15 protein-coding genes are annotated in these 18,480 nt (G+C 66.0%); 7 read left to right on the top strand and 8 right to left on the bottom strand.

Translation table 11 applies throughout. The features are described 5' to 3' along the window. Nucleotides 1-356 precede the first annotated feature (356 nt). Together AC24R4_RS19310 and AC24R4_RS19305 are read left to right on the top strand one after the other, a co-directional pair. Nucleotides 357-2,666, top strand: a complete 2,310-nt coding sequence (locus AC24R4_RS19310; RefSeq protein WP_487523494.1) for a TonB-dependent receptor — start codon at nt 357-359, stop codon at nt 2,664-2,666. 73 nt (nt 2,667-2,739) lie between these two features. Then, nucleotides 2,740-3,426: a Fe2+-dependent dioxygenase gene (locus AC24R4_RS19305; RefSeq protein ID WP_400395479.1), complete on the top strand. Its 687-nt coding sequence runs from the start codon at nt 2,740-2,742 to the stop codon at nt 3,424-3,426. A gap of 79 nt (nt 3,427-3,505) precedes the next feature. Here the strand turns inward: AC24R4_RS19305 and AC24R4_RS19300 are convergent, their stop codons facing one another. Continuing rightward, nucleotides 3,506-4,396 carry a LysR family transcriptional regulator gene (locus AC24R4_RS19300; RefSeq protein ID WP_400395481.1) on the bottom strand — a complete coding sequence of 297 codons (891 nt, stop codon included), beginning with the start codon at nt 4,394-4,396 and terminating at the stop codon, nt 3,506-3,508. 152 nt (nt 4,397-4,548) lie between these two features. Between AC24R4_RS19300 and AC24R4_RS19295 the strand changes: the two genes are divergently transcribed. Together AC24R4_RS19295 and AC24R4_RS19290 are read left to right on the top strand one after the other, a co-directional pair. Next, nucleotides 4,549-4,947, top strand: coding sequence for a tautomerase family protein (locus AC24R4_RS19295; protein WP_400395483.1), 399 nt, complete (start codon nt 4,549-4,551; stop codon nt 4,945-4,947). 129 nt (nt 4,948-5,076) lie between these two features. Beyond that, nucleotides 5,077-5,910 carry an aldo/keto reductase gene (locus tag AC24R4_RS19290; protein WP_487523493.1) on the top strand — a complete coding sequence of 278 codons (834 nt, stop codon included), beginning with the start codon at nt 5,077-5,079 and terminating at the stop codon, nt 5,908-5,910. Nucleotides 5,911-5,953: 43 nt separating this feature from the next. Here the strand turns inward: AC24R4_RS19290 and AC24R4_RS19285 are convergent, their stop codons facing one another. Then, nucleotides 5,954-6,448, bottom strand: coding sequence for a hypothetical protein (locus AC24R4_RS19285; protein WP_400395993.1), 495 nt, complete (start codon nt 6,446-6,448; stop codon nt 5,954-5,956). Between the two features lie 212 nt (nt 6,449-6,660). Between AC24R4_RS19285 and AC24R4_RS19280 the strand changes: the two genes are divergently transcribed. Then, nucleotides 6,661-7,260, top strand: a complete 600-nt coding sequence (locus AC24R4_RS19280; RefSeq protein ID WP_400395995.1) for a BPSL1445 family SYLF domain-containing lipoprotein — start codon at nt 6,661-6,663, stop codon at nt 7,258-7,260. Between the two features lie 175 nt (nt 7,261-7,435). Next, a complete protein-coding gene (locus AC24R4_RS19275; protein WP_400395996.1) occupies nt 7,436-8,371 on the top strand; it encodes a recombination-associated protein RdgC in 936 nt (311 codons plus the stop codon). An 80-nt stretch (nt 8,372-8,451) separates the two neighbouring features. Here AC24R4_RS19275 and AC24R4_RS19270 read toward each other — a convergent pair whose 3' ends face one another. Continuing rightward, on the bottom strand, nt 8,452-9,417 hold the full coding sequence (locus AC24R4_RS19270) for a quinone oxidoreductase family protein (protein WP_487523492.1): 966 nt from the start codon (nt 9,415-9,417) through the stop codon (nt 8,452-8,454). Nucleotides 9,418-9,584: 167 nt separating this feature from the next. On the opposite strand from AC24R4_RS19270, the gene AC24R4_RS19265 reads away from it, so the two are divergent. After that, a complete protein-coding gene (locus AC24R4_RS19265) occupies nt 9,585-10,571 on the top strand; it encodes a tripartite tricarboxylate transporter substrate binding protein (RefSeq protein WP_400396311.1) in 987 nt (328 codons plus the stop codon). Between the two features lie 147 nt (nt 10,572-10,718). Here the strand turns inward: AC24R4_RS19265 and AC24R4_RS19260 are convergent, their stop codons facing one another. The 5 genes from AC24R4_RS19260 to AC24R4_RS19240 form a co-directional block, all read right to left on the bottom strand. Beyond that, nucleotides 10,719-11,909, bottom strand: coding sequence for a ribonucleotide-diphosphate reductase subunit beta (locus AC24R4_RS19260; RefSeq protein WP_092601321.1), 1,191 nt, complete (start codon nt 11,907-11,909; stop codon nt 10,719-10,721). Nucleotides 11,910-12,284: 375 nt separating this feature from the next. After that, a complete protein-coding gene (locus tag AC24R4_RS19255) occupies nt 12,285-12,521 on the bottom strand; it encodes a hypothetical protein (protein ID WP_487523491.1) in 237 nt (78 codons plus the stop codon). Between the two features lie 10 nt (nt 12,522-12,531). Next, nucleotides 12,532-15,486, bottom strand: coding sequence for a ribonucleoside-diphosphate reductase subunit alpha (locus tag AC24R4_RS19250; protein ID WP_400395908.1), 2,955 nt, complete (start codon nt 15,484-15,486; stop codon nt 12,532-12,534). A 705-nt stretch (nt 15,487-16,191) separates the two neighbouring features. Continuing rightward, nucleotides 16,192-16,803, bottom strand: a complete 612-nt coding sequence (ampD, locus tag AC24R4_RS19245) for a 1,6-anhydro-N-acetylmuramyl-L-alanine amidase AmpD (protein ID WP_400393673.1) — start codon at nt 16,801-16,803, stop codon at nt 16,192-16,194. After that, nucleotides 16,796-18,472, bottom strand: a complete 1,677-nt coding sequence (locus AC24R4_RS19240; protein ID WP_400393675.1) for a sigma-54-dependent transcriptional regulator — start codon at nt 18,470-18,472, stop codon at nt 16,796-16,798. Before AC24R4_RS19240 ends, ampD begins: the two co-directional genes overlap by 8 nt. Between the last annotated feature and the right edge of the window lie 8 nt (nt 18,473-18,480).

The following is an 18,480-nucleotide window of genomic DNA, read 5'->3' as shown; positions in this document are numbered from 1 at the left end:
CGGCCAATGGTCGGCCAACGCCCCATCCGAAATTTTTTTGGATGCGATCACCGGCCCCGGTGATCCTATGTCTGCAAGCGGCCCGCGACATGCGGGCCGTTTGCATGCTGCCGGACCCTGTCAAATTTGACAGATCGCGCACGCAATGTGCACGACTCTGCCCAGAACGCCCCGTCGAGCCGCTTTCGATGTTTGATCTTGCAGACATCTGACCGCATGCCAGCGTGTCTGTGATCGCCACGCAACGCGATTGCAACGAGAATGGTTCCTATTTATATTGCCGATCGCCCGAACATTTAGCCCCGGTGGTGAAGCCGGTAAAGGGCCCGGCAGTACGGGGCGCACTGGAACTGACAATGCTCCGTCGCACCCCTGTGGCTACCGCGCTGGTGGCCCTCTTTGCCGCACCCGCCGTCTTCGCGCAGCAAGCCGCTCAGCCGGCGCAGCAGGCGCCCGCGGCGCCCGCCGCAGCCCCTGCCCCATCGACCGCCCCATCGACCGCCCCATCGACCGCCCCATCGGCGCCGCAAAAGGGCGAATCCGTGCCGCAGACCCTGCGTGAGGTGACGGTCCAGGGCGCCGCCGCCCGCGACGACTTCAACCCGATCGGCAGTCAGCTGTCGAAGCTGCCGGCCGACCTGCGCGATGTGCCGCAATCGGTGACGATCGTGAACCGCGCGCTGATGGAATCGCAGGGCGCCAGCTCGCTGGCCGATGCGCTGCGCAACGTGCCCGGCATCACCATCGGCGGCGCCGAGGGCGGCCAGATTGGCAACAACATCAACCTGAACGGCTTCTCGGCGCGCACCGACATCTACCTGGACGGCTTCCGCGATCGCGGGCAGTACTACCGCGACACCTTCGCGCTGGACCAGGTCGAAGTGCTGATGGGCCCGTCGTCGATGCTGTTCGGGCGCGGCTCCACGGGTGGCGTGATCAATCAGGTCACCAAGAAGCCCAAGCTGCAGGCAGCCACCGAGGTCACCGGATCGGTCACCACCAACGGCCTGGTCCGGGCCACGGCCGATGTGAACACGCCCACCGGCGACACCTCGGCCTTCCGCATCTCGGCCATGGCCCAGGACGGCAAGCCGAGCACGCGCGACGAGATGACCGTGCAGGATTTCGGCATCGCGCCGTCGTGGCGTTTTGGCATCGGCACCTCGACGGAGATCACCCTGTCGGCGTTGCTCCAGCACAACGAGGACATGCCCGACTACGGCCTGCCCGCCATCAACGGTCATCCGGTCAACGTCGATCGCAATACGCACTACGGCTTCAACAACGACCGGACGCGCCAGAACATCGTGTCGCTGAATGGCGCCATCGACCACAAGCTCTCGCCCAACCTGCGCCTGCGCAACGTCACGGCGTTCAACTATGTGGAAACCGATGCGCGCGAGACCGCGCCGAACGCGGTGGGATCGATCAACGCGGCCGGCGCCTTTACCGCGCTGACCACCACCAACCTGCCGCTGTCGCAGCTGTACGTGCGCCAGCAGAGCCATGACCGCAACATCCGCGACTACTCGATCTTCAACCAGACCGAGCTGACCGCGAAGTTCGACACGGGCCCGGTCAAGCACACGCTGCTGACCGGCCTGGAGCTGGGCCACGACGGCTACAACAACCAGAACTACTACCGCAACGGCAGTTGCGGCAGCACGGCACTGAACCCGGCCACGGGCACGTCCGGCTTCGTGGCCTGCACGCCGGTCATCGATCCGCCGTACCAGGATTCGCCGGCCAGCGTGGCCACCCGCACCGGCAACCTGCAGGGCGGCTCGGCCAACACGGTGGCCGTCTATGCCAACGATTCGATCGAATTCTCGAAGCAGTGGAAGGCGGTGGCCGGCCTGCGCTACGACAAGTACATCGCCAGCATCAGCAACTCGGTCAATTCCGGCAACACGGCCGGCAGCACGGTGCTGCCCAACGCCAGCCAGGACGTCCACTTCACCAGCGTGCGCCTGGGCGGCATCTGGCAGCCGACCGAGACGCAGTCGTACTACATTTCCTACGGCACGTCGTTCAACCCGTCGCTGGAACAGCTGGTCGGCACGGTGGGGCAGCAGTCGCTGGACCCCGAGAAGAACAAGGCCTACGAGGCGGGCGGCAAGTGGGATCTGATGAGCGGCAACCTGTCGGTGACGTCGGCCATCTTCCGCATCACCAAGGACAACGCGCGCAGCCAGATCGACGCCACCACGTACGCGCTGACCGGCAAGATCCAGGTGGATGGCTTCCGCGCCGGCGTGACCGGGCGCATCACGCCCAAGTGGCAGGTGTTCGCGGGCTATACGTACCTGGATGCCGAGATCAAGAGCGGCATCGCGGCCGGCACGCAGGGCATGGTGCCGACCAACACGCCCAAGCACACGGCCACGGCATGGACCAGCTATGCCATCCTGCCAAGCTGGGAAGTGGGCGGCGGGGCGTTCTACATGTCACAGCGTTATGCCAACAATACCAATACGGTGCAGGTTGGCGGCTTTGTGCGCTGGGACGGCATGATCGCCTACCACCAGCCCAAGTACGACGTGCGCCTGAATCTGTTCAACATCTTCGACAAGAAGTATTACGATGCGCTGATCCAGTCGGACGGCGGCCGGTCGGTGCCGGGCACGGGCCGTACCGCAATGCTGTCGTTCACCTATCGCATGTAAGCGCCGCCGGGGCCGCACGCCGGGCCTGGCCGTTTCGCCATGGCCGGCCCCCGGCCCCAACCGGATGTCTCCGATGCTGGTTCGTATTCCGAAGGTTCTCAACGCCGAACAGGTGGCCGTGGTGCTGGCGCAGCTGGAACATGCCGGCGATGCCTGGGTGGACGGCCGCGTGTCGGCCGGCTATTCCGGCGCGCCGGTCAAGTTCAACCAGCAGATCGACGAACGATCCGAAGTGGCCGCCCAGTGCCAGCACCTGATCCTGTCCGCGCTGGAACGCCATCCGCTATTTATTAGTGCGGTGCTGCCGAACATCGTCTATCCGCCAATGTTCAACCGCTACAGCGAGGGCATGACCTTCGGCGCCCATGTCGATGGCGGCGTGCGCATCCATCCGCACACCGGGCGCAAGTTGCGCACCGATGTGTCCGCCACGCTGTTCCTGTCGGACCCCGACAGCTACGACGGCGGCGAATTGCAGGTGGAAGACACGTACGGCGTGCACGCGGTCAAGCTGGCCGCCGGCGACATGGTGGTCTACCCGGCCACGAGCCTGCACCAGGTGACACCGATCACGCGCGGCACGCGGGTGGCCAGCTTTTTCTGGATCCAGAGCCTGATCCGCGACGACGGCCAGCGCGCGCTGCTGTTCGACATGGACAACGCCATCCAGACGCTCAACCAGACCGACGCCGACGCGCGCGCGCGGCGCAGCCTGGTCGGCTGCTATCACAACCTGCTGCGGCAGTGGAGCGAGACCTGAGCGCGGCCGCCCTGGCCCGCCCCGATCCGACCTGGCCCCCTCTGGCGCCCCCTGGCGCCCCCTGCCGCCATCTGGCCGTTCAGCCAAATTGCTCCGCCAGTGCCTGCCGCGCCTGGCCGATGAATTCGCTCTCGCCCCGGCGCGCCCCTAATAGATAGAACTCCGCCGAAGGCAGTGCCGGCAGCTTCCAGCCGGCCACGCCCGCTGCATCCAGCGGCGTCACGCCGGGTCCGATGGCCGATGCGTTGAGGCACGACACGCCCAGCCCGGCCGCCAGCGCCAGATGCAGGCCCGCCACGCCCGAGGCCGAGTGTGCGATCTCGAATTCGCGCCGGCGCCGCATCAGCAACTGCACGACGAACTGGTGCATCGAGCAGGTATCGGGCAGCAACACGAGCGGCAGCGTCGCCTGCGGTTCTTCGGAAATTTCCGGTGCGGCCACCCAGGCCAGCGCCTCGCGCCGCAGCACCGTGCCGCCGCGTGTGGCGCCCGACGTCTTTTCGGCGCCGCGCGCGCCGATCAGCCGCATGCTCAGGCCGATGTCGAACGCATCCATCTCGGCCGCCGCTTCGATGGCGGCGCTCTTCATGACCGTGACGTGCAGCTTCAGGTAGGGATAGCGGTCACGCAGGCGCCGCAGCATGCCGGCAATCTCTCCGGGCCGGAAATAGTCGGTCACCGCCAGCCGCAATTCGCCATCGAGCGTCTGGCCGCGCAGTTCGGCCAGCGCCTGTTCGTTCAGCGACAGGATGCGCCGGGCATAGTCCAGCAGCCGCGCCCCGGCCGGCGTCACCGCCGCGCCCTTCTTGCCGCGCGTCAGCAGCGGCACGCCGGCACGCTCCTCCAGCTTGCGCAACTGCTCGCTGACCGACGATTGCGACAGGAATAGCCGGGGCGCCGCCGCCGACAGGCTGCCGCTCTCGGCCACGGCCACAAAGGTCCGGAGCTGGTCCGTTTCGAATCCGCGCATGATTTGAAGTTTCGGCTATTCCGATAGATGGCATCGTATATTCCCGCTTTTCCGATTTCAAGGCAACGCCTACGATGACATCACCGCAGCACGCCAATACGCCAACCGGCAAGCGCGCCGCAAGTGAAACCCAAACCCGAAAGGAGCCAGTCATGCCCCACGTATCCCTGCAGATTTCCGGCCATCCCGATACCGAACTGACGCGCCGCGCCGTGGCCGTGGTGGGTGAACTGACCCAGCGCGTGCTGGGCAAGGAAGCCCCCGTGATTGCCACCACCGTGACGTTCATCCCGCGCGAGCAGTGGTTTATTGGCGGCAAGCCGCTGTCCGACTATGACAAGGGGCGCAACGCCTTCCAGCTCGACATCAGCGTGACCGACGAGACCAATACCAAGGCCGAGAAAGCCGAATACCTGCGCCAGTCGCATGCCGCGCTGTCCGAACTGATCGGCGACGTCAACGAGGTGTCCTATATCCATGTGATCGACGCGCGCGCGGCCGCCTATGGCTATGGCGGCAAGACCCAGGAATTTCGGCACCAGCACCGCTGATGGCGGGCGCGGCCCGCGCGACACTGATTGCTGCAGTCAGGTAAAAAGTACCGTGCGGGCGGTGCGCTTGTGCTGCGTGGCGATGTTCACTAGTGTGGAGGGCAGTTTTCCCGATACCGGAGGCATCGCATGAAACAAGTCACGCTACCCGGCGGCGAGCGCGTGCCCGCGCTGGGTATGGGCACCTGGAATATCGGCGACCACCGCGCCACGCGCGCCGAGGAAATCGCCACGCTACAGATGGGCCTGGATATGGGCCTGCGGCTGGTCGATACCGCCGAGATGTATGGCGAAGGCCAGTCCGAATCGCTGATCGGCGAGGCCCTGGCGGGCCGCCGCGACGACGCCTTCCTGGTCAGCAAGGTCTATCCGCACAATGCCAGCCGCAAGGGCGCGGTGGCAGCGTGCGAGCGCAGCCTGCGCCGGCTGGGCACCGACCATCTGGACCTGTATTTGTTGCACTGGCGCGGCGACGTGCCGTTCGAGGACACGATCGAGGCATTCCAGGCGCTGCAAGCGGCCGGCAAGATCCGTTATTTTGGCGTCAGCAACCTGGACCTGTCCGATATGGAGGAATTCTGGGACACCCCGGGGGGCGATGCCGTGGCGGTGAACCAGCTGCTCTACAACCTGAGCCGGCGCGGCATCGAGTTCGACCTGCTGCCATGGTTGCGCGAACGCAACGTGCCGGTGATGGCCTATTCGCCCATCGAGCAGGCGCGGCTGCTGCGCAACGCCGGTCTGAAGGGCTTTGCGGCAGAGCATGGCATGACGCCCGCGCAGGCGGCGCTGGCCTGGCTGCTGGCGTCGGACGACATCATTGCGATTCCCAAGACCGGCCAGCGCGACCGCCTGCGCGAGAACATGGGCGCGCTCGATATCACGCTCACGCCCGGCCAGCTGGCCGAACTGGACACGCTGTTCGCGCCGCCGCGTCACGCGCAGCCGCTGGCCATGCTGTGACGCGGGGCGGTTTCAGGCGGAAAGGACGCGGTGGAATCCTCGCTCAGTGCTGGCCGGCCTTGTAGCGTTCCACTTCCACGTAGCGGGTCAGGTAGGTGCGGGCCTTCTCGCGGGTGTCCGTGGTCACGCGCTCGGCGGCCTGGCGGGCGCTGGTCTGGCCGTGCGCGCTGCTCATCTGCGCCGACAGGTACGACTGGAAGGCGTCGTGCATGACCTTCAGCTGGCCCTTGCACGCGTCGATCGCGCCGGCAGCCACCTCCTTCGAGGTGCCCTTGCCCTTGGCGCCGTCGCTGGCGCGGTCCTGCACGCAATCCATATATTTGGCGCGCTCGGCCTGCCAGCCGGCGTTCATCTGGGCCGATTCCTGCTTGGCTTCGGCCGTTTCGACCGCCGGCTGGGACGCACAGGCGGCCAGCAGCAGTGCCGCCAGCGGCATGGCCAGCGCGCCGGCACGCCGCCATCCACGCGGACGCTGCACTGCAGCATGAGGGTTCGACAGACGGGAATCGGGCTGGACGTTGGACTTCTGGAATGACATGGGTATGGGGGCGGTTGGCGGATAGATGCTCGACAGACCGGTATGGTATCTGCCCGGTTCCGGAACAAGTTCCGCCGATTTGCAAGAAAGTATGACCAAGTCATGTCAGAGGCCTGTCCCCTCCGTGTCAGACAAAATCGCATTTGCGGATGTGCCTTGCCAGCCTATGCTTTAGAGGCGGTTGCAACACATGAACCCTCCTGGAGGAAATAATGAAACGTCGAACCTTCCTGTCCGCCGGCAGTGCCGGGGTTGTCGGCCTCACCGGTCTGTCCGTGGGCGCCCTGTCGCTTGCAGGATGCAGCTTCACCGGTCCCAAAGACTCGGGCGACGCGGCGTCCAAACGCCGCGAGATCGATACGGGCGCCACTGACACGCTGAACCGCCTCTATTCCACGACCAACGGCGCGCGGGATCTGGGCGCCAAGGCCAAGGGCATCCTGATCTTCCCGAAACTGCTGTCGGCGGGCTTTATCGTCGGCGGCGAGTACGGCGACGGCGTGCTCCGTTCCGGCGGTGCGGACCGCGGCTACTACCGGGCCATTTCGGGCTCGGTCGGCTGGCAGATCGGCGCACAGTCCAAGGCCTTCATCCTGATGTTCATGACCCAGGACGCCTACGACAAGTTCGTGCGCAGCAGCGGCTGGCAGGTTGGCGCCGACGCCACGGTGGCGCTGGCCACGATCGGTGCCAATGGCCAGATCGACACCAACACCGCCCAGCAGCCGATCATCGGCTTTGCCATGACCAACGCGGGCCTGATGGCCGGCCTGAGTCTGGAAGGCACCAAGATCTCGAAGCTCAATATCTGACAGGCGGGTCCGGCGCCCGCCCGGCGCCCATCCGTTGCGTACCACACGGCGCCCACGTTGCGGAACACTTGCATTCCGTAACATGGGCGCCGCTTTTCTTCGTTTCACCCCCGCGCCAAGCCGTTAGAATTCGTCCCTTGCCAATTTTCCAACCCGCACGCGAGGCCGAATTCTCATGTGGTTCAAGAATCTCCAGATTCATCGTTTCTCCGCCCCGTGGACGCTGAGTGCAGACGATGTTGAGGCCTGCCTGGCCAAACATGCGTTCTATCCGGGCACCAGCCTGGAAATGCAGACCCAGGGCTGGGCGTCGCCGCGCGACAACGACCAGCTTGTGCATTGCGTCAACAAGCAGATGCTGCTGGTGCTGCGCACCGAAAAGAAGCTGCTGCCGGCCACCGTGGTCAATCAGGTGACCAAGGCGCGCGCCGCCGAGATCGAGGAGCAGCAAGGCTTCAAGCCGGGCCGCAAGCAGCTGAAGGAACTGAAGGAGCAGGTCACCGAGGAACTGCTGCCGCGCGCCTTCAGCATCCGCCGCGACACCCGCGTATGGATCGACCCGGTCAACGGCTGGCTGGCCATCGACGCAGCCGGCACGGCCAAGGCCGACGAAGTGCGCGGCATGCTGTTCAAGGCTATCGACCCGCTGCCCGTGGTGGGCCTGCAGGTCAACCTGTCGCCGGTTGCGGCCATGACCGAGTGGCTGGCCACCGACACCGCACCGGCCGGTTTCACGGTCGATCAGGAAATCGAACTGCAATCGAGCAGCGAGACCAAGGCCACCGTGCGCTACGTGCGTCACCCGCTCGACCCCGAGGACCTGCGGCGCCATATCGAAGCCGGCAAGCGATGCACGCGGCTGGCCATGACCTGGAACGACCGCGTGTCGTTCGTGCTGACCGACGCGCTGGCGGTCAAGCGCGTGAATCCGCTCGACGTGATCAAGGAACAGGCCGACGCCACGCTCCACGACGAGAACGAACGCTTTGACGCCGATTTCGCGCTGATGGCCGGCGAACTCGCGGGCATGCTGGCCGACCTGACCGACGCGCTCGGCGGCGAGCGCAAGGCCGAAGGCGCGATGCCGGCTGACCTGCGCAAGGCCGCCTGAGCCCCGTCCCGCCGTTCCCCGGACCGTCCCCCGCCCCGCCCGGTCGGTACATTCGCCGGGCCGGGGTCGGAGCAGCGCGCTCAGTCCAGCGTCAGCACCACGCGCTGGCCGGGCTCGCCCGCCTGGCGCCAGGCGGACGCCACTTCGCGCATCGGCACCTGCCCGGGCGGGTCGATCGACAGGTAGCCGGCGTGCATGCATCCCAGGACATCCTCCACCAGGTAGCGCAGGTCTTCGGCCGGCGGATGGCTGGCGGCGCCGCACCCCATCAGCACCGCGCGTGAATCGCGCAGCGCCATCGGCGCCAGCATGACGCTGGCCGCCCGGCGATCGACCACGGACACCACACGCGTGGCGTGGTCGGCCGGCAGGGCCGACACGCCATCCGCCTGGACCAGCGCCGACAGCAGCAGCTCCAGCGTCTCGCCCCAGACAAAATCGAGCACGACGTCGATGCCATCGGCGGCATGGGTGGCAAACGCATGCTGCAACAGGCTGGGCGCCTGGCCGAGGTCGATCTGCGCATCGGCGCCCGGCATGGTCTGCAGGTCGATCCGGTGTGCCGCCACGATGACACGCCCGGCGCCCTGCAGCCGCGCCGCCTGCATGGCCAGGCGCCCCGCCAGCCCGGCCGCCCCCAGAATCAGCACCGTCTCCCCCGGCGCCAGGTCCGCACGCGCCGCCAGCGGCAGCCACGCCGCCAGCGCCGGCCCCACCAATGCGGCGGCGTCGGCGGATGCCACCGGGTCGGGGATCGGCACCGCCCATTGCGCCGGTACGAACTCCGCCATCGCACCAAACGGACTGCGGCCCGCGCGGAAATAGACGCGCCGGCCATCGGCCAGGTAGCCAACGCCGTCTCGCCCGCAGACATAGGGCAATTCCAGCGGCATGCAGGCATGGTGCCCGCGCGCGATGGCCAGGTCCGCCTGCCGGATCACCGCCGCGCAGACGCGCACCATGACTTCGCCGGCGCGCGGCTCGGGATCGCGGAATTCGGTAAAGCGCGGGACTTCGCCCAGCTGTTGCACTACTACGGCTCGCATCGTGTCGTTCTCCTTGGTTGAAATCCACGAACGATCGTATGCGGCCATTTGCCCAGCGTCTTTGAGGCGATTCTGAAAGCGAAGCACGCGTAGAATCGGGTCAAACGAGCAAAAAGACGCCACGGACAAAGACGTCATCGCCATCCAAACCCGTTGAGGAGACCCCCTTGAAGTCGTTGCGCCCCTTTGCCAGCCCCGCTTTTGCGGCCCGTACGCTGGCTGCCCTGCTGCTGGCCGCCGCCGGCACGGCCCACGCCGCCTGGCCAGACCGCCCCATCAAGCTCATCGTGCCGTTCCCGCCCGGGCAGGCCACCGACATCTTCGCCCGCGCGCTGGCCGAAAAGCTCGGCAAGCAGCTGGGCCAGCCCGTGATCGTGGAAAACCGCGCCGGCGCCGGCGGCAACATCGGCATGGAAGTGGCCGCCAAGGCCCCGGCCGACGGCTACACGATCGTGATGGCCGGCAGCGCCATGGCCATCAACCAGACGCTGTACAAGAAGCTCAATTACGATCCGCGCCAGGACTTTGCGCCGGTGACGGGCGTGTTCTCGGTGCCGCTGGTGTTCCTGGCCACGCCGCAATCGGGGTTCACGTCGCTGCGCGACCTGATTGCCAAGGCCAAGGCCGCGCCGGGCAAGTACAGCTACGCCAGCGCGGGCATCGGCGGCACGCAGCACCTGTCCGCCGAGATGCTCAAGGCGCAGACCGGCACCTTTATCGTCCATATCCCGTACAAGGGCAGCGGCCCGGCCCAGGCCGACTTCCTGGGCAACCAGATTCCGCTGATGGTGGACTCCGTCACCGCCGCCATGCCGCTGATCCAGACCAACAAGGCGCTGCCGCTGGCGGTGACCACGGCCAGGCGGGTGCCCCAGTTGCCATCGGTGCCCACCGTGCGCGAACAGGGCGTGCCGGGGTTCGAGGCGCTGGGCTGGGCCGTGATGATGGCGCCCGCCGGCACCCCGCCGGCCATCGTCACCCAGCTCAACACGGAGACGGTGAAGGCGCTGCAATCGCCCGACCTGCACAAGTTCATCACTGACCGGGGATCCGAGCCAATGCCGATGACCCCGGCCGAAACCGGCAAGTTCGTCGACAGCGAGATCAAGAAGTGGTCGGCCGTGGTGAAACGGTCGGGAGCGACGGCGGACTGATGGTTTTCTCGGGGCCGTTATCGACCGGCTCCCGGCCAAAGAAAAACGGCCACCGGGTTCTCACCCGATGGCCGCTCCTCACCCGTCCTGGCTGCGTGGACTGTTCAACGCATGTAGTTCCCGCCGTGCAGCCGACCCTTCAACCGGTCAGTCCCACGACAACGCGCCGCCGGTCTGGTACTCGATCACGCGCGTTTCGAAGAAGTTGCGTTCCTTCTTCAGGTCGATCATCTCGCTCATCCAGGGGAACGGGTTTTCCTCGTTCGGGAACAGCTGCTCCAGGCCGATCTGCTGGCAGCGGCGGTTGCAGATGTAGCGCAGGTAGCCCTTGAACATCGGCGCGTTCAGACCCAGCACGCCGCGCGGCATGGTGTCCTCGGCGTAGCGGTATTCCAGATCCACGGCCTTCTTGAACAGTTCGGTGATCTCGGCCTTGAACTCGGGCGTCCACAGGTGCGGGTTCTCGAGCTTGATCTGGTTGATCAGGTCGATGCCGAAGTTGCAGTGCAGCGATTCGTCGCGCAGGATGTACTGGTACTGCTCGGCGGCGCCGGTCATCTTGTTCTGGCGGCCCATGGCCAGGATCTGCGTGAAGCCCACGTAGAAGAACAGGCCTTCCATGATGCAGGCGAAGACGATCAGGCTCTTCAGCAGCTTCTGGTCGTTCTCCGGCGTGCCGGTCTTGAACGACGGATCGGTCAGCGTGTCGATGAACGGGATCAGGAACTCGTCCTTGTCGCGGATCGACTGCACTTCATGGTACGCGTTGAAGATCTCGGCCTCGTTCAGGCCCAGCGATTCCACGATGTACTGGTACGCGTGCGTGTGGATCGCCTCTTCGAAGGCCTGGCGCAGCAGGTACTGGCGGCATTCCGGCGCCGTGATCTGGCGGTAGGTGCCCAGCACGATGTTGTTGGCGGCCAGCGAGTCGGCCGTCACGAAGAAGCCCAGGTTGCGCTTGATGATGCGGCGCTCGTCCTCGGTCAGACCATTCGGGTCCTTCCACAGGGCGATGTCGCGCGACATGTTGATTTCCTGCGGCATCCAGTGGTTGGCGCAGCCGGCCAGGTACTTTTCCCACGCCCACTTGTACTTGAACGGCACCAGCTGGTTCACGTCGGTGGCGCCGTTGATCACGCGCTTGTCGGCGGCGTTCACGCGGCGCGTGCTCTGGGCGGCGGCGGCGTTCGGGTTGTTGCCGAGGATGCCCGTCGGCGCGGTGGCGGCCGGCGGCAGCACGCCTTGCTGGTCGGGCGTGGCGGACGGCGCGGCGGGTTGCAGGGCAGGCTGCGGGGCAGCTTGCGGCGTGGCTTGAACGTCGTCGTCCCAGCTCAGCATGTTGTGTTCTCCAAATGTCTTAGCGACTCAGCTTACGATCAGAATCACGCGATCCCAGCTACTGTGTGGCCCAGATACTGGCCGCTTACCGGGGAACTGATCATCCAACAGCATTAGCCTCGCCATACCATCGATGTAAAAGCGGCGCCAGTCTGGAAGGACTCCGCGCGAGCTAGCTCCGCGCACTTGATATCCCAAAATTCCGTACCGCCCCGCCTGAAGCCCCAGGATATGGGGCTCCGCAATTCGAGTATGTCCGTCGTACAAGAAGCTCAGGAGCCTCTTTTCCCTGATTGCTTGTTGAATCAGTTGCGTACTCACGTGTGCCTCCGCGTTCAACACCCCGCACCAAACTTGGTACGGGGGCAACACCATTTACTTCTTTGCCTTCTGCGACAAGGCACTGCCGGCAATTGATTTGGCATTTACGCCGAATCGACCATCGTTCAGTATCTTTGCCGCCGTCGCGGCCACTTTTGCCGAAGTTCCTTCAGCAGGAGCCTTGCTCTGAGTTAGAACGCTCGCAGCAACCTTCTTTACATCCTGGCTGCTGGACGTCTTCAAAGCTAGCGAAGCTTTAGTGGCAACGCTTTTCGAGGTCTCTCTCGTCATAGCTGACTCCTTACTGGCAGGCTTCGCACTCTTCGAAGCCGGGGTCGCCCGGACGCATCGTGCAGACCGCGCCTTCGGCTTCCGGCATGGCCGGGGCCGCGGCGGCGGCGGCGGCGGCGTCGATGGCCGACTGGCCGTCCGCACCCGACGACACCGCGTTCAGCGAACCGCGCGTCACGGTGGACTTCTCCACGTGCGTGGCGGCCATCGTGCGCAGGTAGTACGTGGTCTTCAGGCCACGCAGCCAGGCCAGCTTGTACGTGTCGTCCAGCTTCTTGCCCGATGCGCCGGCCATGTAGATGTTCAGCGACTGGGCCTGGTCGATCCACTTCTGGCGGCGGCTTGCGGCCTCCACCAGCCAGGTCGGCTCCACTTCGAAGGCCGTGGCGTAGATGTCGCGCAGGTCTTGCGGGATGCGGTCGATGCGGGCCAGCGAACCGTCGAAGTACTTCAGGTCGGCAACCATCACTTCGTCCCACAGGCCGCGGTCCTTCAGGTCGCGCACCAGGTAGTCGTTCACCACCGTGAATTCGCCCGACAGGTTCGACTTCACGTACAGGTTCTGGAACGTCGGCTCGATGCAGGCGGACACGCCGATGATGTTCGAAATGGTCGCGGTCGGGGCGATCGCGATGCAGTTCGAATTGCGCATGCCGTGCTGCTTGATGCGGGCGCGCAGGCTGTCCCAGTCCATCGTCGACGACAGGTCCACGTCCAGGTAGCCGCCACGCTCTTCGGCCAGCAGCTTCAGCGAGTCCTGCGGCAGGATGCCACGGTCCCACAGCGAACCTTCGTAGGTGCTGTAGCGGCCGCGCTCTTCGGCCAGCTCGGTCGAAGCCTGGTAGGCGTAGTAGCAGACCGCTTCCATCGACGTATCGGCAAACTTCACCGCGGCGTCGCTGGCGTACGGCGTGCGCAGCACGTGCAGGCAGTCCTGGAAGCCCATGATGCCCATGCCCACCGGACGGTGGCGCAGGTTCGAATTGCGCGCCTTCTCCACCGCGTAGTAGTTGATGTCGATCACGTTGTCGAGCATGCGCATCGCGGTGCGGATCGTCTTCTGCAGCTTGGCGTGGTCCAGCACGTGCGTGCCGTCGGCCTGCTGCTTTAGGTGGGCCACCAGGTTCACCGAACCCAGGTTGCACACGGCGATTTCGCTTTCGTTCGTGTTCAGCGTGATTTCCGTGCACAGGTTCGAGCTATGCACCACACCCACGTGCTGCTGCGGGCTGCGGATGTTGCACGGGTCCTTGAACGTGATCCACGGATGGCCGGTCTCGAACAGCATGCCCAGCATCTTGCGCCACAGCTGCATGGCCGGCACCTTCTTGAACAGCTTCAGTTCGCCGTTGGCAGCCTTGGCTTCGTAGCCCAGGTAAGCCTGCTCGAAGGCCTTGCCGACCTTGTCGTGCAGGTCCGGGCAGGTGGCCGGCGAGAACAGCGTCCATTCGCCGTTTTCCATCACGCGCTTCATGAACAGGTCCGGAATCCAGTTGGCCGTGTTCATGTCGTGCGTGCGGCGGCGGTCGTCGCCGGTGTTCTTGCGCAGTTCCAGGAATTCTTCGATGTCCAGGTGCCACGTTTCCAGGTAGGCGCAGACCGCGCCCTTGCGCTTGCCGCCCTGGTTCACGGCCACGGCCGTGTCGTTGACCACCTTCAGGAACGGCACCACGCCCTGCGACTTGCCGTTGGTGCCCTTGATGTGCGAGCCCAGCGCGCGCACGTTGGTCCAGTCGTTGCCCAGGCCGCCGGCGAACTTCGACAGCAGCGCGTTTTCCTTCAGGGCTTCGTAGATGCCTTCCAGGTCGTCCGACACCGTGGTCAGGTAGCACGACGACAGCTGCGAGCGGCGCGTGCCCGAGTTGAACAGCGTGGGCGTGGACGACATGAAGTCGAACGACGACAGCAGCTGGTAGAACTCGATGGCGCGGGCTTCGCGATCCTTTTCTTCCAGCGCCAGGCCCATGGCCACGCGCATGAAGAATGCCTGCGGCATTTCGATGCGCACTTCGTCCACGTGCAGGAAGTAGCGGTCGTACAGCGTCTGCAGGCCCAGATAGTTGAACTGGAAGTCGCGCGAGGCGTCCAGCGCGGCACCCAGGCGGGCCAGGTCGTACGTGGCCAGCTTTTCGTCCAGCAGTTCGGCTTCGATGCCGCGGGCGATGAACTTCGGGAAGTACTCGGCGTACTTCGTCGACATTTCGGCCTGGGTCACTTCGGCGCCCAGGATTTCCTTGCGGATCGTGTGCAGCAGGATGCGGGCGGTCACCTGGCTGTAGGCCGGGTCCTTCTCGATCAGCGTACGCGCGGCCAGGATGGCCGAATCGTAGACCTGCGTCATCGGCACGCCGTCGTACAGGTTCTTGAGCGTTTCCTTCAGGATCGGCTCGGCGCTGACCGCATTGCCCAGGCCGCTGCAGGCATTGTCGATCAGCGCGTGCAGCGCCGCCAGGTCCAGCGGACGCGTGACGCCGTTGTCCGTCACGTTGAACGACGCCCCCGATTCCTGCACGCGGGCCACGGCCTGCGCGTTGGCCTGGGCGCGCTCCTGCGTGCGCTTTTCGCGGTACAGCACATAGGCACGGGCCACCTCATGCTCGCCCGAGCGCATCAGCGCCAGTTCCACGTGGTCCTGCACGTCCTCGATATGGAAGGTGCCGCCATTCGGACGGCTGCGCACCAGCGCGCGCACCACGGACTGCGTCAGTTGTTCCACCAGCTCGCGCACGCGGGCCGATGCCGCGCCCTGGCCACCGTTGACGGCCAGGAAGGCCTTGGTCACGGCCACGGCAATCTTGTTCGGCTCGAACGCCACCACGGCGCCGTTGCGGCGGATCAGCTTGTAATCCTGGTACGACACACCTGCAGCGGCAGGGCTCTGCTGCGAGCTACCGGCTGCTGCGCCACCGATGCCGGTTGCGCCAGTCACGCCGGTGGTTTGTTGTTCGTTTTGGGCCGTTTGCATGAGGTAACTCCGGTATTAACCCTGAAAATGAATACTGCTGTTCTTGTACTGAGACGACAAAGTCCCTAGCAAAATGCGCTATATAAGTCACTTGATTCAGGCGAGGCCAGAGGCGAACCAAACTGCTTGGGCGGACACTTTGCTAGGGACTTTCGGTACTGCGCCGGCTCGTCAATCCCTGTGCAGTGGATCGCGCATCTTGCTGCGACGATTACTGCACCTGCGGGCCGGTTCCCCGGTGGCACCACTAGATGTTGTGGTGCCGTTCAAAACTGGGCCTAAGTATAGTGAAAAGAGACCACATGACCAGTCTTGACAAGTGCGGCCTGGGGTCTTGGCCGCCCGGTGCGGCGGCGCCACATTCCCGCAAAGCGCGCTGCCTCAAGGCTTGGCGGCGTCACGTTCGGTGGCGCACAAAATTCCGAAAATTTTTTAATGGGAATGGATCACCGATAGGTGACCCAGGATGGGGCGCGCCCGCGACCGCCGGGGGCGCGATTGTAGCCGCCCTTGCGCCGAAATGAAGCGGCGGACACGCAACTGCACAGTGATTTTTCAGCGCGATGACACCCTGCGGTGCGTGAGGTTTTGCCGGCGCCACATTCGCCGTTTTGACGCCACTGGGCGTGTGCGGCGTTTGTGCAACACAGTGATTATCCCTACACAGATTCGCCCGGCCGTGCCGATACGGCCCACGCGATCGGTCTATCGATCCCCCGATTGCGGGCGATAGGGCAGCAGCGCGGCAGGCAGGCCCGCCAGGGTGGCGAACCGGTCCCAGTCGAAATGCGGCCCCGGATCGGTCTTGCGCCCCGGGGCAATGTCGCTGTGCCCCGCCACGCCCTGGATCGCGTACGCGTCCACCAGCGCGGCCACCAGCGCGGCGGCGGTGTCGTATTGGGCCAGCGTGAACGGCTGATCGTCGGCGCCCTCGATCTCGATGCCGATCGAGAAGTCGTTGCAGCGTGGCCGTCCGCAGTATTCGGATTGCCCCGCATGCCACGCGCGCTGTGTGCAGGCCACGAACTGCACCAGTTCGCCGTCGCGGGCGATCAGGAAGTGGGCCGACACGCGCACATCGCGGATGGTCTCGAAGAACGGATGGCGCGACGCATCGAGCCGGTTCTGGAAGAACGCCTCGATGTCACCGGTGCCGAACTGGCCGGGCGGCAGGCTGATGTTGTGGATGACCACCACGTCCAGCGGCACGCCGTCGGGCCGGGCATCGAAATTCGGCGACGGCACGCGGCGGGCGGCGGGCACCCAGCCTTGCGCGTCGGGCCTGAAGTCGCGGGCGCCGGCAGCCGCGTCAGACATCGCGTCCCTCGCCCTCGGCCAGCGGTTCGCCATCGTCGGCGGGGTCGCGGCCATCCCGGCCATCGCGCTCGTCGCGAATGCCCAGTTGCTGGATGCGGTAGCGCAACTGGCGGAAGTTCAGGCCCAGCAGCGGCGCGGCAGCCGTGCGGTTGAAGCCGGTCTGGCGCAGCGCACGCAGGATCAGCGCGCGCTCCACGGCTTCCAGCCGCGCGGGCAGGTCGATCGGAAATTCGAGGTCGGCCATCGCCGCGCCCAGCGGGTCGGTCGCCGCGCCGTCGCCGCCCTGCCCGGCTTCGCCCGCCTCCGCGCCGGGTTCGGGCGCCCCTTCGGAAAGACCGCCCATCGATGGCGCTGCGCCGGCGGCCGGCCAGGTCGTCGAACTGCCCCACGCGTGATAGCCGGCCGGCGCCGGCACGGGCGCGACGGCAGGCATCGGCGCCATGCCCGCCTGCAACAGGCTGGCGCGCTCCATGCCGGCGTCGAGCGGCCCCAGATCGGCCACGGCGATCTCGTCGGTCTCCGCAAACGCGTAGGCGCGCTCCAGCAGGTTTTCCAGTTCCCGCACGTTGCCCGGGAACGGATACGCCGCCAGGCGCTCCAGCGCGGCGCGCGACAGCCGCTTGGGATGGGCATCGCCATAACGCGTGGCCAGGTGTTCCAGGATGGCATGCGCCAGCACGGGCACGTCCTCGCTGCGCTCGCGCAGCGTCGGCATGCGCAGTTCCAGCACGTTGAGCCGGTAGTACAAGTCCTGCCGGAACAGGCCGGCCGCCACCATCGCGGCCAGATCCTTGTGGCTGGCGCACATCACGCGCACGTCCACGCTGTCTTCCTTGCTGGCGCCGATCTTGCGCACACGGCGTTCCTGCAGCGCGCGCAGCAGCTTGACCTGCATGGCCAGCGGCAGGTCGGCCACCTCGTCCAGCATCAGCGTGCCGCCATGGGCAGCCTGGAAGAAGCCCCCGCGCTCGGCGTCGGCGCCGGTGAAGGCGCCCTTCACATAGCCGAAGAACTCCGACTCCATCAGCGTTTCGGGGATCGCGCCACAGTTCACGGCCACGAACGGGTGCGCCGACCGGGCGCTGATGGCGTGGATGGCGCGCGCGGCGCGCTCCTTGCCGCTGCCGGACTCTCCGCTGATCACCACGGGCGCCATGCTGCGCGCCAGCCGCGACAGCGAGCGCCGCACCTCGCTGACGGCCGCGGACACGCCGGGCAGCAGCTGCGCCGCGCGGTCGGCCAGTTCCGACGACTCCGCCGGGCTGCCGCCATCGGCCGGCGCGCGGTGTTGCCGCCCCAGCGCGTTGAGGATCAGCGTGCGCAGCTGTTCCAGCGAAACCGGCTTGGCGATGTAGTCGAATGCGCCCGCCTTCAGCGCATCCACGGCGTTGTCGGCGCTGCCATAGGCCGTGATCACCGCCACCGGCGTCCGCTCGGGCGACGCCGACAGCTGGCGCACGATGTCGATGCCCAGCCCGTCGCCCAGGCGCATGTCGGTCAGCACCAGGCTGTAGCGGCGCTCGGCCAGGCGCAGGCGCGCCTCGGCCAGCGAACCGGCCATCACCACGTCATGGCCCATGCGGCGCAGCGAAATGTCCAGCAGCTCGCGCAGGTCGGCCTCGTCGTCGATGACGAGAATCGGGGCGGGGGCGGGCGGTCTGGGTGGCATGACGAAGG

The organism is Cupriavidus sp. CER-90 (assembly GCF_057652055.1).
This window is presented reverse-complemented; position numbering and strand designations above follow the sequence as displayed.

Coding starts and splice junctions, on each gene's coding strand:
- AC24R4_RS19310 (WP_487523494.1), top strand. CDS start 357: ATGCTCCGTCGCACCCCTGTGGCTACCGCGCTGGTGGCCCTCTTTGCC.
- AC24R4_RS19305 (WP_400395479.1), top strand. CDS start 2,740: ATGCTGGTTCGTATTCCGAAGGTTCTCAACGCCGAACAGGTGGCCGTG.
- AC24R4_RS19300 (WP_400395481.1), bottom strand. CDS start 4,396: ATGCGCGGATTCGAAACGGACCAGCTCCGGACCTTTGTGGCCGTGGCC.
- AC24R4_RS19295 (WP_400395483.1), top strand. CDS start 4,549: ATGCCCCACGTATCCCTGCAGATTTCCGGCCATCCCGATACCGAACTG.
- AC24R4_RS19290 (WP_487523493.1), top strand. CDS start 5,077: ATGAAACAAGTCACGCTACCCGGCGGCGAGCGCGTGCCCGCGCTGGGT.
- AC24R4_RS19285 (WP_400395993.1), bottom strand. CDS start 6,448: ATGTCATTCCAGAAGTCCAACGTCCAGCCCGATTCCCGTCTGTCGAAC.
- AC24R4_RS19280 (WP_400395995.1), top strand. CDS start 6,661: ATGAAACGTCGAACCTTCCTGTCCGCCGGCAGTGCCGGGGTTGTCGGC.
- AC24R4_RS19275 (WP_400395996.1), top strand. CDS start 7,436: ATGTGGTTCAAGAATCTCCAGATTCATCGTTTCTCCGCCCCGTGGACG.
- AC24R4_RS19270 (WP_487523492.1), bottom strand. CDS start 9,417: ATGCGAGCCGTAGTAGTGCAACAGCTGGGCGAAGTCCCGCGCTTTACC.
- AC24R4_RS19260 (WP_092601321.1), bottom strand. CDS start 11,909: ATGCTGAGCTGGGACGACGACGTTCAAGCCACGCCGCAAGCTGCCCCG.
- AC24R4_RS19255 (WP_487523491.1), bottom strand. CDS start 12,521: ATGACGAGAGAGACCTCGAAAAGCGTTGCCACTAAAGCTTCGCTAGCT.
- AC24R4_RS19250 (WP_400395908.1), bottom strand. CDS start 15,486: ATGCAAACGGCCCAAAACGAACAACAAACCACCGGCGTGACTGGCGCA.
- ampD (WP_400393673.1), bottom strand. CDS start 16,803: ATGTCTGACGCGGCTGCCGGCGCCCGCGACTTCAGGCCCGACGCGCAA.
- AC24R4_RS19240 (WP_400393675.1), bottom strand. CDS start 18,472: ATGCCACCCAGACCGCCCGCCCCCGCCCCGATTCTCGTCATCGACGAC.